Origin of the sequence: Vibrio sp. J502, from assembly GCF_025397955.1 — a bacterium.
In the GTDB taxonomy this organism is placed as follows: domain Bacteria; phylum Pseudomonadota; class Gammaproteobacteria; order Enterobacterales; family Vibrionaceae; genus Vibrio; species Vibrio anguillarum.
Window position 1 is genome coordinate 956,381 of record NZ_CP104555.1, and the last position, 13,981, is coordinate 970,361.

9 protein-coding genes are annotated in these 13,981 nt (G+C 44.7%); 5 read left to right on the forward strand and 4 right to left on the reverse strand.

What is annotated here, in order from left to right; all coding sequences use genetic code 11:
* Both N5E84_RS20340 and N5E84_RS20345 read left to right on the forward strand, forming a co-directional pair.
* Entirely contained in the window at positions 1 to 1,284 is a 1,284-nt protein-coding gene (locus N5E84_RS20340) for an ABC transporter permease (protein WP_017042914.1), read from the forward strand.
* Entirely contained in the window at positions 1,277 to 1,996 is a 720-nt protein-coding gene (locus N5E84_RS20345; protein ID WP_069212209.1) for an ABC transporter ATP-binding protein, read from the forward strand. Before N5E84_RS20340 ends, N5E84_RS20345 begins: the two co-directional genes overlap by 8 nt.
* A 116-nt stretch (positions 1,997 to 2,112) precedes the next feature.
* On the opposite strand, the gene N5E84_RS20350 is transcribed toward N5E84_RS20345, so the two are convergent.
* Positions 2,113 to 3,099 carry a CobW family GTP-binding protein gene (locus N5E84_RS20350; protein ID WP_010320211.1) on the reverse strand — a complete coding sequence of 329 codons (987 nt, stop codon included), beginning with the start codon at positions 3,097 to 3,099 and terminating at the stop codon, positions 2,113 to 2,115.
* A gap of 493 nt (positions 3,100 to 3,592) precedes the next feature.
* Here N5E84_RS20350 and clcA point away from each other — a divergent pair, with 493 nt between their 5' ends.
* The 3 genes from clcA to cqsA all read left to right on the forward strand — a co-directional run bounded on the left by clcA (position 3,593) and on the right by cqsA (position 7,494).
* Complete coding sequence (gene clcA, locus N5E84_RS20355; protein ID WP_013868492.1) at positions 3,593 to 4,990, forward strand: H(+)/Cl(-) exchange transporter ClcA; 1,398 nt, start codon at positions 3,593 to 3,595, stop codon at positions 4,988 to 4,990.
* Between the two features lie 148 nt (positions 4,991 to 5,138).
* Positions 5,139 to 6,113 carry a TDT family transporter gene (locus N5E84_RS20360; protein ID WP_019282130.1) on the forward strand — a complete coding sequence of 325 codons (975 nt, stop codon included), beginning with the start codon at positions 5,139 to 5,141 and terminating at the stop codon, positions 6,111 to 6,113.
* A 199-nt stretch (positions 6,114 to 6,312) separates the two neighbouring features.
* Positions 6,313 to 7,494, forward strand: a complete 1,182-nt coding sequence (cqsA, locus tag N5E84_RS20365; protein WP_017050024.1) for an alpha-hydroxyketone-type quorum-sensing autoinducer synthase — start codon at positions 6,313 to 6,315, stop codon at positions 7,492 to 7,494.
* Between the two features lie 86 nt (positions 7,495 to 7,580).
* On the opposite strand, the gene N5E84_RS20370 is transcribed toward cqsA, so the two are convergent.
* From N5E84_RS20370 to N5E84_RS20380, 3 genes are all read right to left on the reverse strand, one after another.
* Positions 7,581 to 9,632, reverse strand: a complete 2,052-nt coding sequence (locus N5E84_RS20370; protein ID WP_013868489.1) for a hybrid sensor histidine kinase/response regulator — start codon at positions 9,630 to 9,632, stop codon at positions 7,581 to 7,583.
* Between the two features lie 138 nt (positions 9,633 to 9,770).
* A complete protein-coding gene (locus N5E84_RS20375) occupies positions 9,771 to 12,812 on the reverse strand; it encodes an AAA family ATPase (protein WP_069212071.1) in 3,042 nt (1,013 codons plus the stop codon).
* Positions 12,812 to 13,954 carry an exonuclease SbcCD subunit D gene (locus N5E84_RS20380; protein WP_029388470.1) on the reverse strand — a complete coding sequence of 381 codons (1,143 nt, stop codon included), beginning with the start codon at positions 13,952 to 13,954 and terminating at the stop codon, positions 12,812 to 12,814. The genes N5E84_RS20375 and N5E84_RS20380 overlap by 1 nt, the downstream gene beginning before the upstream one ends.
* Between the last annotated feature and the right edge of the window lie 27 nt (positions 13,955 to 13,981).

Here is a 13,981-nt window from a genome sequence, read left to right on the forward strand (position 1 = left end):
ATGATGTTACCTATCAGGCAAATTTATCAAGAGATGGCGGCCGAAAAACTACGCTTGCTACTCACTATTTTAGCGGTGGCTTGGGGCACACTTTGCATCGCTACCATGCTCGCAACAGGCGAAGGATTACGCCAAGGGCTGACACGCTCATCACAAAGTGGCAATGGCAATTTACTCTATGTGACCGGGGGTTATGCCAGCCAGACCGCCGGACGCTTTTTTGAAGGGAAAGCCCTCTCTTTGCAAGCGGATGATGTTGAGTTTGTTCGCGCACTGCCCTTTATCCAACGCGCTGAAGTCAGCGCACAATGGGATAAACGCGTCAGTAATCAAGACAATGGCACCTGGCAGCGCCCACTAGCGGTTAACCCAGAATATCAGTCCTTAACTGGTATTGAGATAGCCAAAGGAGGGCGATGGATCAACCCGCTCGATAATCAACAGCAGCGTAAAGTGGTTGTACTCGGTTATAACGCCGCAGTGCAATTGTTCAATTCTGAGGATGGTTGGAGTTGGCTGGAACCCCAGACGCTGAGCATAAACCCTGTAGGTCAATTGATAAAAATAGGTGATGAAAACTTTACCGTTATCGGCGTGATAGCGCAGACAAGTGCAGAGGTAGAACAAGGAACCCCTATTGACTACGCGGTATTTGTGCCTTTTCGCACTTGGCAACGTTTTAACCCCAACGCAGCGATTGCAGCGATCAATGTGCAGCTCAATGCCACGGTTGATCGCGAAAAAGCCGCGCAAGTGATTAAGCAAGTGATCGCCAGAAAGTACGGTGCCAGTGCTTCAGACACGCAGCTCTTGCAAGTCGAAGACATGCTATTGAGGCAAAAAAGCATGCGCCGTTTCTTATTCGGTCTACAAGGCTTTTTGGGCATTATTGGGCTCATTACCCTCGGCGTAGCAGGCATTGGTATTGCCAATGTCATGTACGCCACGGTAAAACGATCCACGCGAGACATCGGTGTACGAATGGCCGTCGGAGCTACGCCAACCACCATCAAACTCCATTATTTAGTGCAAGCCTTGCTCACGATGTCGCTTGGCGGTTTAGCTGGCTTAGGATCCACTTACGGGCTGATCACCTTATTAAGATACGCTCCCTTAGAAGGCAACATGCTGTTTGAGCAATTAGGGAAACCCTTACCTGAACTGTCGTTTTCGATTGTCTTTCTTGTGATCGCGGCGCTGGCGATTGTCGGTGTGATTGCCGCGTGGTTTCCCGCCAATCGCGCGGCTAGCATTACGCCATTAGAGGCATTACAAAGTGAATAAACAAAACTTACCGAACCTTGTTCAATTGACCAATATCAGCAAGCACTATCGCAGTGGTGAGGAGTTGGTCAAAGCGTTAGACGGTGTTTCGCTATCGATTCAAACAGGCGAATTTCTCTCTATTTTAGGGCCATCTGGATCGGGTAAATCAACCTTAATGAATATCCTCGGTTGCTTGGATGTTCCTACATCGGGTGAATATCAGTTGGACGACAAGGCGGTCGCCTCGCTCAGCAGCCATCAATTGGCTCATATTCGTAATCAAAAAATTGGCTTTGTTTTTCAAAGTTTCAACCTGCTCGAATACGCTAATGCTCTCGATAACGTCGCCCTCCCCTTAGTCTATCGCGGAGTAAAATTAAAAGAGCGCCGAGCACGTGCAGCAACACTATTAGAAAAAGTGGGGCTTGGCGATCGCATGCAGCATAAACCCAACCAGCTCTCGGGGGGGCAAAAACAGCGGGTGGCGATTGCGCGCGCGTTGGTCAATGATCCGCAAATTATCTTAGCCGACGAACCGACAGGTGCGTTAGATTCAAAATCAGGAGCTGAAATTGAAGCCCTGTTCAATGAGCTTCATCAAGAAGGACGAACGCTTATTGTCGTCACTCACGACCTAGCGTTAGCGAAGCGAACTCACAGAATAGTGAATATCAAAGATGGGCAGATTTTATCTGATGAACGCGTTCATCACGCAACAAGGCAGCCATAGATAGCTCAACGCATTGTAAGAAGTTATAAAGTGAACGAGAAAGACGAAGCCGTTCCAGTTCGCCTTTCTTAGTTCATTTTTTCTTTGTTCTTTCTTTGTTGGTTTTTCTTTGGATCCTATTGAGAGATACCCGCCAATTTCAGCAATACCGCTTCGAGTTGATCCCATGGCATGAGCTGTGAGTCAATCACTTCTAAGCGTGATTCAAACCCTTCTAAGCTCATCTCATTCACTGAAACGACTCCTTGGTTGATGTTGAAGGCGTAGCATCCTTTATCGGTATTGACGACCGCCTTAACACGCTCAGCGGTCAGGGCACTCAGCATAGAAAAGAGCTCATCAAAATCAAAATGGTATTCAGCGCCGATTAACCAACCACAACTGAAATAACCTTGGCCCCGATTTTCTTTGCGCACAAACGCTTTACCCGGCTGTAAGGCAAACTGTGGTTCTAACGAAGCATGATGATGGTGATGCGCTTCAATATGAGTAGAAGCTGCGCCGTGAAGACGTTCAATATCTAATAATTCTAAAGGCAACTCACCTTGCTTAACTAACTTGCTAAAAATCTTCGCGGGTGATTGATCAGTCACCCAGTCATTAAATGCATCCACATCAGCACTAGTGCATTGATCCACTTTGTTGCCAATCACTACATCACCACTGGCCAATTGGTCATTAAAATTTTGGTTGGATGTGTATTTTTCATTACGCAAGTTGCGCGGATCCACTAAAGTGATCGTGGCTTTTAAATCGACATACGGTGCATATTGATCAGAGGTTAAAGTCGCCACCACTTGCTTAGGGTGTCCAAGCCCTGTTGGCTCAATTAATAGACGATCGGGCTTTTGCCTAAGTAAGGCGTTAATTCCAACAGACATAGGAACACCCGCAGTGCAGCACATACAGCCGCCCGGTACTTCTTTGATCAGCGCGCCTTGGTCAGACATCATCGCCCCATCAATACCAATTTCTCCAAACTCATTGACCAACACCGCCCACTTTTCATCAGCAGGTTTATTCTTCAATAAATTCAAAATGGCCGTCGTTTTTCCTACACCAAGAAAACCGGTAATAATGTTAGTTGGTACTTTTTTTGTCATGTCAGCACTCCTTTTGCGGCAGTATATACCGAAATAAGAAGCCAGTGCATGGTTTGCCAGTTAGACAGGCAACAATGAGCCGAGGTACATAAACGACAAAAGGCGCACTACGGTGAGCGCGCCTTTCCCCTCGTAACTCAATCGTGAGTTCGCGAATCGGGAGGACTATAGATGCAACCCGATCATAAACGAGGACATAGAATTGAAATATTGCTGATTCCATCCAAATTGTAGGTAAGGCTTGAATTCCTCCCTGTACGATATCTGAATCTGCCTTACGCTTTAACTATGGTTCATTTGGCTGGCTTAGCAAGGTTCAATCTCTGTTTTTTTAACTCATTTTAAACTCAGATCTCGTTTTTAGTAGAGAATCTCTCCATCTTCCAGATATGGAAATCAACATTGCAGCTTTGACGCTATAGTTAATCACTTTGGCGCGTATAATTCTGTAACAAAATATGTTCACATTTTACCAATCGAGGCCCTTTTTTACATGACCAAAAGAGAGAGATTGAAACAGTCACTGCTTGCAAAAGTTCCAAAAGATACGATTAACCAATTTCTCTCTAAGGACAAAACACCACTCTCAATACTTTTTCTTTCACTCATTGTCGGTATTCTTGCTGGGATTGTTGGTACTTACTTTGAGGCCGCTGTGCACCTGGTTTCGGAAACACGCACCGAGTGGTTGAAAAGTGAGATTGGTAATATCTTACCCTTGTGGTTGGCCGCTTTTCTTATCAGTGCAGCGTTGGCGTTTATCGGTTATTTCCTTGTGCACCGGTTTGCGCCCGAAGCCGCCGGTTCTGGCATTCCTGAAATTGAAGGCGCGATGGATGGTATGCGTCCCGTTCGTTGGTGGCGAGTACTGCCAGTGAAGTTTTTTGGCGGTATGGGTGCCTTAGGTTCTGGTATGGTTTTGGGACGTGAAGGGCCCACGGTTCAAATGGGGGGAGCCATTGGCCGAATGGTGTCGGATATTTTCCGCATCAAAAATGATGATACCCGCCACTCACTCTTAGCGTCTGGCGCAGCTGGAGGCTTAGCTGCCGCATTTAATGCGCCGCTGGCGGGCATCATGTTTGTGATAGAGGAGATGCGCCCGCAGTTTCGCTATACCCTCATTTCAGTACGTGCCGTCATTGTCTCTGCGGTGGCGGCAAATATCGTCTTTCGAGTGATTAATGGCCAACATGCTGTGATCCAGATGCCGCAATATCAAGCACCAGAGCTGGCTTCACTGTGGCTGTTTCTGCTGCTTGGGGGACTGTTTGGTATTTTCGGTGTGCTATTCAACCGTTTAATCACACTATCACAAGATATTTTTGCCAGAATTCATCGCAATGATCGTAAGCGATATTTACTCACGGGTTCACTATTGGGAGGCTGTTTTGGCTTAACTTTATTGTATATTCCTGAATTGACTGGGGGTGGCATCTCACTGATCCCTAATATCACCAATGGTGACTATGGTGCCGCTATCTTGCTGCTTTTGTTCATTGGTCGTATTTTTACCACCTTGATCTGCTTTGGTTCTGGTGCTCCGGGCGGGATTTTTGCGCCAATGCTGGCATTAGGCACGCTGTTTGGCTACGCCTTTGGCCTGATTGCGCAAGAACTGTTACCACAATTAGCGATTGACCCAGGAATGTTCGCCATTGCAGGCATGGGTGCACTGTTTGCCGCAACGGTTCGCGCACCCATTACAGGTATTTTACTAGTTATTGAAATGACCAATAATTATTATTTAATTTTACCGCTGATTATTACTAGCCTTGGCGCGGTTATTTTCGCTCAATTACTTGGTGGCCAACCCATTTATAGTCAGTTGCTCCATCGCACCTTGAAAAATGCCAAGCTGCAACAACAAGATCTTCCACCAAAAGAGTAATCGTGAGACTAATGAATATTGACTCCGCTGCAAATTGTTATGTCTAAGTAACAAATTAGAAAGTGAGATGTTGCACCACAACTCGATAAACTTGATAATGCGCTCGTTTGCTGGCTGCTAGAAATACATTATTCATTTTCTAGAGCAAATGATGACATGGAGTTTATCGTTGAACTGGAAAAGGTTAATTCAAGTACAAAGCACACCGCCCTCTCAAGCGGCGCTAGCATTAGGTGTGATCAGCCTCGGGCATGCGTGGGCGCTTTATATTCCCTCGGTCGGTCTCATTATTCGCCCCTATTTGGCACTGCTCGGTGCATTATTACTGCTGCCTGTCTTGCTAAAATACCTCACCAGCTTCAAGACATTCATGGGGGACATTCGCCACCCTCTTTCCGGTAGCTTGATGGCTCCAATGAGCATGACTTTACTGATCTTAAGTGATTATCTCGCTTTAATTTCACCGCTCATTGCTTATCCTATTTGGTTTACCGCGCTCTTGCTGCACTTCACCATGATGCTGCTTTTCTTCAGTTTTCAGGCCATGAACTTTAAAATCAGCCATATTGTACCAAGCTGGTTTCTTTATCCGGTTGGGTTAATCAGTAGCTCGCTCGCTGGCACGCAATTTGGCCACACTGTCTTTTCAGAAACACTCGTCTCTGTCTGTATCGCTATCTATTTTTTTATGCTGCCGTTAGTGTTATATCGTTTGGTGTTTGCTGGAATGTTACCTAAACGCGCACGCCCAACACTCGCGATTATGGCTGCACCTATTAACCTCACCCTCGCGACGTATTTGGTCAACTTCCCTCATCCTGATCCAATATTAACAGGCGCACTGGCTGGCATTGCCATCACCATGACACTGCTTATTTACCTTTGCTATATCCGTCTGCTCAGGCTCAAGTTTCAACCGTCTATTGCTGCTGTGACCTTCCCTTCTGTCATCAGTGCTATCGCCATGCATCGTTTAACCACCTTCTTTGAAGGACAGTACCCGCAATGGCACTGGTTACATCAATTTGGGTTATTTGAATTGACTATTGCTACTTTCTTAGTCGTTTGGGTTTCTATTGGTTATATAAAAATGTATTGGCCTGAATTATTTGCTAATAAATAAAAACCTAATATTTATCTTTAATTAAAAATTAATTAGGGCTGGATAAGCCTAGGCAATGACGAACAATATAAAAGACACTATACCTTAATTTGCAATAGCAGCCAAAATAATAAAAACTCACTCGTGACAATTTTAAATTAATATTCAATATATCCTTTGTCAGCTGGCATTTAATTAAAAACATATAAAGGATATAACCATGAATTCACGTAAGTGGAAACACGAACTACCGGCTTCTATACAATCTAGAATTGACTATTTTATCAATGACTTGATTAATGCAAATGCTAACGGAAAACATCTAGTCCTAGGGAAAAGGCCAACAAAAAACGACATAGTGTTACAAAGTAATGATTATTTAAGCTTGGCTGATCATCCATTAATTAAAGCACGGCTGAAAAATGCCATCGATAAAACACATGATAGTGTTTTTATGTCCGCTATTTTTCTACAAGATGAAGAGTCTAAACCTTCATTAGAAACGAAATTTGCAGAATTTGTAGGCTTTGATAGTTGCCTTCTTTCTCAATCAGGATGGAATGCTAATACAGCCTTGTTGCAAGCCGTGTGCGGGCCACAAAGTAACGTCTACATTGACTTTTTTGCTCACATGTCAATGTGGGAAGGTGCTCGCTATGCTAATGCCAATATTCACCCATTCATGCACAATAATTGTGATCATTTACAAAAACTGATCGCTCGACACGGCCCAGGGCTCATCGTGGTTGATTCGATTTACAGCACTATCGGTACGATTGCACCACTCACCGATTTGGTCACTATCGCCAAAGAGTATGGATGCGCCATTTTAGTTGATGAGTCGCATTCACTTGGCACACATGGCGAAAAAGGTGCAGGACTTGTCAGTGAATTAGGGTTAACAGCAGAGGTTGACTTTATTACAGCTAGCCTTGCAAAAACATTCGCGTATCGCGCTGGCGCTATTTGGGCGAATAATAATGTGAATCACTGTATCCCTTTTGTGGGTTATCCCGCTATTTTTAGTTCAACTATTTTGCCTTATGAAGTCGAAGCGTTAGAAGCGACATTGGACATTATCAAATCAGCCGATTCTAAAAGAACTCAGTTGCACCGCAATGCACACACACTGCGTCGTGGACTAAATAGTATAGGGCTAAGCGTACGAAGTGAGTCCCAAATCATAGCGCTAGAAACCGGAGATGAACGAAATACAGAAAAAGTTCGCGATTATTTAGAAGAGAATCAAATATTTGGTGCTGTTTTTTGCAGGCCTGCCACTTCAAAGAATAAAAACATTATTCGGCTTTCGTTAAATAGTAATGTCACTGACTCACAAATTGATACCATATTAACTGTGTGTGAAAGGGCCCAAAATGATAGCAGTCTCTATTTCAAGTAAGTCACGCATCGACATACTAAACCAATGGTACAATCTCAAATAAGAAGGATAAGGTAAGGAATAACCCTAGGGTTTACCTAGGGTTATTAAATCCAGTGACTTAATTTTTTTAACAATAGCGTTTTATCCGCTGGTTTTAAAACGTAATCATTCATTCCTGATGTACGGATTTTTTCTATCGTTGAAGGGCTATTGTCACCCGTGTGCCCAATAATAGGCACTTTACTGTAAGAAGCGGTGGATGAACGGATAGATAAAGTGGCCGAAATACCATCCATAATCGGCATTTCAATATCCATTAACACCAAGTCAATTGAGTTATTGGCCAACATTTGTAATGCTAATTCCCCATCGCTCGCTTGCAGTACTTCATACCCTTGCTTTTCTAGCAACAGAGCGGTGAAGCTACGTAAGGAGTGGTTATCATCGACCAACAAAATTCGTTTTTCATAATCATATTGTTTTAACGGGATAACATTTTTATCGGCAATAAGCTCTTCCGTTTCAAAGAGTAGTTCATCAATAATCGCCGATCCATCCAATAACAATTTGTGCTTTTCAATTGGGTAAATGGTTAAATGACGCTCCATCGTCAGCGCGTAACGCTGATTTTGGTCATATAAATAGCAAACTTTTGCTTGTGTAAAATGCAGTTTAGGTTCCAGTTTGGTTAAGTAATCCGGCGTTTCATCCAACGTTTGCAGATCCACAAAGATCAGATCAAACTCAAATTCAAACTCTTCTCGACGCAAAGCACTCTCTGGCTCTAAGACATTAAGCTGGAAACCAAGATAGAACGATTTCTCACTGAGATAACGATTCACTATGCTCGTTTTGCCAATATAAAGCAGAGATTTCGCCTTCATTAGATCGAGTTTAATATTAGCAACGGCTTGCGAATCATACTCGGGAAACGTTAAGGTAAACTCCGTCCACTCTCCAAGTTCAGAACGGCAGATAATATCCCCTCCAAAAGCATGCATTACTTTACGGCAAAAGGGTAACCCCAGACCATAGCTGCCATTTTTACCGAAAGTATAAAAGTCTTTAAAAATATCGTCCAACAAATGAGGTTCAATACCAACACCATTGTCTTTCACTGTAATTTGGTGGCAATTCTCACTTGATTTCAAGGTGATATGGATATTAAACATATCGTTATTTTGATAGTAGAACGCATTCTTGAGTAGATTATAGAGCACGTATTTTAACAGTGTACTGCTGCCTAAAAAATCAAAGTCATCCACCACCTTAAGAGTCACTGCCTGCCTGTCTTCTGGTCTTTTATAAGAAAAACTGCGCAGTGCCTCTTCTATAACAGGCTTTACAGCATGCTTTTTAAAGGTCGATGTTGAGACCCTATTTTGATCAATCGAAGTTAACAGCAAATCAATGGTCTCATTACCGGAGCGAATGACTTCATCAGCATCTCTTAATAGCCCAGCAATCAGCTCTAAATCTTTAGACGGTAGCGTATAAGATTCTGATTTGGATGCCGTAGGATTGGGCAATACTGAACCCATTACTTCAATTGACGCTTTTAACGCACTTAATGGATTTCTCATTTCATGCGCAATCCCTGCGCCAAAAGACTTGGCAATTGATACCTTCGCTTCATGTTCAATTTGGTTACGAAAATAGAACAGGTTGCCAAAAATGTAAGTAAATAGAAAAATCGGTACGTACGGCCATTCCACCATCACTCGCAGTTCCGCGTCCATTACGCCATAAGTCACAAAGTAAGCACATGCTAATGCAATGGCGGCTTGAATTAGCATAACTTTTGTTTCGTGGACTAAGAGGATATGGAGGAAAATAGACGCCATGAACGACATCGCCCAGATCGTTGACCAATCGTTCATCAGCATCATGTAGCCAAAAAAGAATGGCAAACAAAATCCTATTGAAAACAAGTAATAATAAGGTAAGTAGTGCTGTAAATGTTTCGGCGTTGAATTGCGAAAAATAATCCCCGCAAATAAAATGGCGCAAATCGCCCGTAACTCCATACTTTCATAAGGTTGTGGAAAGAGATAAGTCCACACGTAATAATAGAGGGGAAAACCAATGAACCCCATCCATCCCACAAGGGTGAGGTTCGGCTCAGCGTACTGGTATATTTTTTTTACTACGTCCATGCAACCTTACCAAACTGATATATTCATTTTTATAATCATCATTATGCATAACCTGGTCTTTTTAAACGTCGAAGTGAGTCACACTCGCCACGCTATGCTTATTAATAACTAGCACAAGATAACCTACATTCCCATTCATTATGCAACAAGTCTTATTGAACTGCCGTTGTTTCTCGCCACATCGACATCAATGCGTAAGGCTATTTGCTCTTTCAGCTCGCTCACGTGAGAAATGATGCCGATCGTTCGGCCTCCTTGTTGTAAGTCGACAAGGGTTTGAATCGCCAAGTCCAATGACTCAGGATCTAAACTGCCAAAACCTTCATCGATGAACAGTGTATCCAGTTTAATACCGCCGCTGTATGATTGCACCACATCCGATAACCCCAGCGCTAATGACAACGCCGCCATAAAAGATTCACCACCTGACAAGGTCGCCACATCTCGCCATTTTCCGGTGTAGCCATCTTCGACCATCAGATCAAGCCCTGAACCCACATTACCTTTGGCGCGATCTTCTTTACGCTTGAGCAGATAACGCCCCTTACTCATGATCTGCAGCCTCATTGAGGCTTGGATCAGCACATCATCTAACAACACGCCAAGAACAAAGCGGTGTAAACTCACTTTAGCGCCTGTTTTGCCGTTGGCGATATCACTCAAAGTCCCAAATACTTGATACTCTTGCTCTAAGGCTTCATTTTTTATATGTAAAATAGCGATTTTTTCTTTCACACTGGTTAAGGCATCCATTTTAGACCGTAACCTGCTCCATTGATCCAGTGCGCTTTGCTGTAACATGGCTACAGCCTCGACCGCGCTTGCATACTCAGCAAGATTGGGCTCACTTTTTTCACTCAGCTCACTGGCTAATGTTTGAAGCTGGGCGTTTAACGTCGTACTTCTTTCGTCAAATTGTTTGATCTGCTTTTCAAGCTGCTCGATCTGCTGTGAAGATAAACGTGCCTGTAAATAGTGCTCAGTATCGTCGAACTGGCTCTCAATCAGCGCACTGTGCCACTGCTGCTGTGACTGCGTAAACGCATTTTGCCAATGTATCTGGTGTTCGACCGCCGCCGCCAACGCCGCTTTCGCACCAGAAAAATCGGCGTTCGCTTGATTGAAGCGCGCTTTGGTTTCCGCATCTAAACGGTTGAGATTAGCCAATTGCAGCTCTAACTGGGTTAAAGATTGGTGCAAATGCAAACTGTCTTGATACGACTCCGGGATCCCTTGGCTTAAGGCAGAAACTTCAGTCTGCTCTTTGGCAACCGTCAGGGTGGCTTGTTCGACTTTATGCTGCTGCGTTTCAGCATTTTGCTTAGCTTGTGCTAACTGCAATTCTAATTTTGCCAATTGTTGAGCTAATTGCTCTGGATTGAGCGATTCAAGATGAGCAATGGAATGTTCAAGATCGCTTTGAGCTTGCTGCAGTTGTACTAAACTTTGCGTATTTCCAGATAATGACTCCCTCAAACTTGCCATCTCTTGCTCAAGCCGTGCGTATTGGGTCGCTCGTTGCTGTTGCTGTTTTAGCGTTTCTTGCTCTGTGGCCAGTTTGTTTTGCTGTATCGCTCTTGCCTGCTGCACTTGCGCCTTAGTCACCGTTTCTCCAGCATAACGCGCCAACTTAGGATGCTCGCAACTGCCACACACTGGGCACTCATCACCTTGATCCAAGGTTCGAGCCAGCTCGGCGGCTTGGTTGGTGTGCCAAATCAGCTCTAATTTATCGGCTTGCTGTTTCGCCTCCAACGTTGCGTGCTGTGCCAAATCAAACTGCTGCTGACTATAGCTCAGTGCGGCTTGTTCTGTGGCTAAACGCTGTTCAAGTTGCTGCAGCTTTGATAAGCGATCAATCTGCTGTTTGATGGTTTCAAGCTCTAAGCGCTGTCCTTTTAACTCAGCTAACTGTTGGTTGACTCTTTCGCACTCTTGACGCTTAAGCATAATTTGCTGCTCAAACTGCTCAACAGCGGCGTGCAAGTTGTGGCGATTTTGCGTCGCGAGCTCCACTTCACGTAAGGCTTGTTGCAGCGCTTTTTGATGATACTCCCGTTCAACAAGCTTCGTTTTGATTAGGTTTAAGTCATAAATTTGTTGCATCAGATTCGGCACTATTTTGACTTTTTCTGCCGCGTCTTCTTGAGCCGCTTTGGCTTGTTGCCACTGCTGTTGTGACTGTGTAAGCGATTGTTCTTTTTCGACTTTTGCTTGGTTGGCCGCTTCTAACTGACGTTGTGACGATTGTAATTCGTAATAGGGTGAATCTAAGCGCGTAGCTTGCAAGGCTTGCTGCCTTTGAGCTTTTACCGCATCAATGACGGACGATTGTGCATCGTGATCGGCTTTAAGTTGCTCGAGTTGACGCTGCTCTTGAAATTGTTTAGCAAGGGTTTGCGCCGCTTTTTGCTCGCTACTCGCTGCATCAAACCTTTGCTGGGCATCTAGGTACGCTGCGTGAGCGGCCGTCAATTGCGGTGACAGCTCAGCAATGCACGCTTCAAGGTGTGACTCGCTAGTCGCATTCACGACGTCCAATGCGCCTTTAATTTGGTGATCAAATTCTTCTTTCGCTTTGCGGATCCCCGCCGCTTTCTCAAACAGCGCTCGTTCAATTTGGCTATAAATGTGAGTTTGAAACAACTGACCAAAGATTTGCTCCCGCTCTTTGGAGTTGGCAGTCAGTAATTCACGAAATTTCCCTTGGGGGATGACCATCACTTGGCGAAACTGTTTTACATCTAAACCGATCAATTCCACCATGGCTTTACCGACGGGATTGGGTTTGTTAGCAAGCAATTTCATTTCGCCATCGACCCATTCAAACAAGCTCGCGGCATGGGATTTTTTTGTTGAGCCTTCACCGCGTTTTTTCGGCACTTCTTGGTCGGGCGAGCGATCAACTTGGTAGATTCGCCCGCCAAGCTCAAACTGGTAGCTGATTTCGGTGAGCGTGTGCGGGTCCGCGTAGTCGCAGCGCATTTGATCACCAGTACGCTCACTGCCTGTCGTTTCACCATACAAAGCGTAGCAAATGGCATCGAGCAGTGAACTTTTGCCCGCTCCGGTTGGACCATTAATCAAAAATAGCGGTGAGGCTCCCAAGGCGGTAAAATCCACCACTTCTTTATGAGCAAAGGGGCCAAATGCTTGCAGAGTCAATTTTATTGGACGCATTAGACTTGGGCTCCCGGCTTTAGGGCTTGAATGACGTCGATCACCGCTTGCTCTTGCGCTGCGGTTAACGCTTCTTGCTTAGCTTCTAAGAAAAAATCGCGGAACATATCCACCTCACCGCGTGCCAAACGTGCACGCCCCATTGCTTGATCAACTCCCACCAACATGCCCGGTTTTTCTAAATGCAGTACGTTGGGGTAGGATTGACGCAGTTTTTCCATCGGGTCCAGTATCGCGTGTTTGTCGGTAAGACGAACCAACAGATAATCGTGGTTGTGTGGGTCTGTTTTGCCTTGCTCTATGATCTCCAGCAACTCACCTTCAATAATACGCATGCTATGAGGAGCAGTCAGTGGCACATGCGTGGCGCTGGCAAAACCTTGTTCATCAAATTCAACCAAGGTCGCTCCTTTCTTGTGGTGCTGCTCTGAAAAGCTGTATTTCATTAGAGAGCCAGAGTAACGGATATACTCTTCCCCCTTTTTCTGCGGTTGGTGCAGATGGCCGAGCGCAACATAATCAAAAGGTACAAAGTGTTGATGACTGACACGATCAGAGCCGCCAATGGACAAAGGACGTTCAGAGTCAGATTCGATAGCGCCATCAACAAAGCAGTGGCCAATCATAACGTGACGTTGTGACGGATTCCACTGCGATATAATCTTCTCAATAAGGTATTGATGGGCTTCATCATGGCTGGTTACGGACTCTCCAAAGTGGTGGCGAACGACTTCAGGGTCGTTATAAGGCATACCATAAAATGCCACTTCACCAGCAGTGGCTGATTTTAGCACCACAGGCTGCATCATCTGTTCAAAATTGCTAATAATGTGCAAGCCCGAGTGTTGCATCTGCTTGGCCGCAAAGCCTAAACGCTTCGCCCCGTCGTGGTTACCGGGGATCATAATTAAGGGGATGGAAAGCTCGTTGCACACCCGGTTGACTATATCATCCATCAATTCAATGGCTGCAGTCGGTGGAACTGAACGATCGTAGATATCTCCGGCGACGATTAAAGCATCCACCCGATTGCACTGCAGATACTCAATCAATTGATTGAGTACTGCGCGCTGATCATCCAATAAAGAAACGTTGTGAAATTGTCGACCGAGATGCCAGTCAGAGGTGTGAAGAAACTTCATTCCAACCCTAAAAATATCGAAAATCAA

Excerpts from the sequence above, each read along its gene's own strand:
- N5E84_RS20360 (WP_019282130.1), top strand. The coding sequence starts at position 5,139 with ATGATGACATGGAGTTTATCGTTGAACTGGAAAAGGTTAATTCAAGTA.
- clcA (WP_013868492.1), top strand. The coding sequence starts at position 3,593 with ATGACCAAAAGAGAGAGATTGAAACAGTCACTGCTTGCAAAAGTTCCA.
- cqsA (WP_017050024.1), top strand. The coding sequence starts at position 6,313 with ATGAATTCACGTAAGTGGAAACACGAACTACCGGCTTCTATACAATCT.
- N5E84_RS20350 (WP_010320211.1), bottom strand. The coding sequence starts at position 3,099 with ATGACAAAAAAAGTACCAACTAACATTATTACCGGTTTTCTTGGTGTA.
- N5E84_RS20340 (WP_017042914.1), top strand. The coding sequence starts at position 1 with ATGATGTTACCTATCAGGCAAATTTATCAAGAGATGGCGGCCGAAAAA.
- N5E84_RS20375 (WP_069212071.1), bottom strand. The coding sequence starts at position 12,812 with ATGCGTCCAATAAAATTGACTCTGCAAGCATTTGGCCCCTTTGCTCAT.
- N5E84_RS20370 (WP_013868489.1), bottom strand. The coding sequence starts at position 9,632 with ATGGACGTAGTAAAAAAAATATACCAGTACGCTGAGCCGAACCTCACC.
- N5E84_RS20380 (WP_029388470.1), bottom strand. The coding sequence starts at position 13,954 with ATGAAGTTTCTTCACACCTCTGACTGGCATCTCGGTCGACAATTTCAC.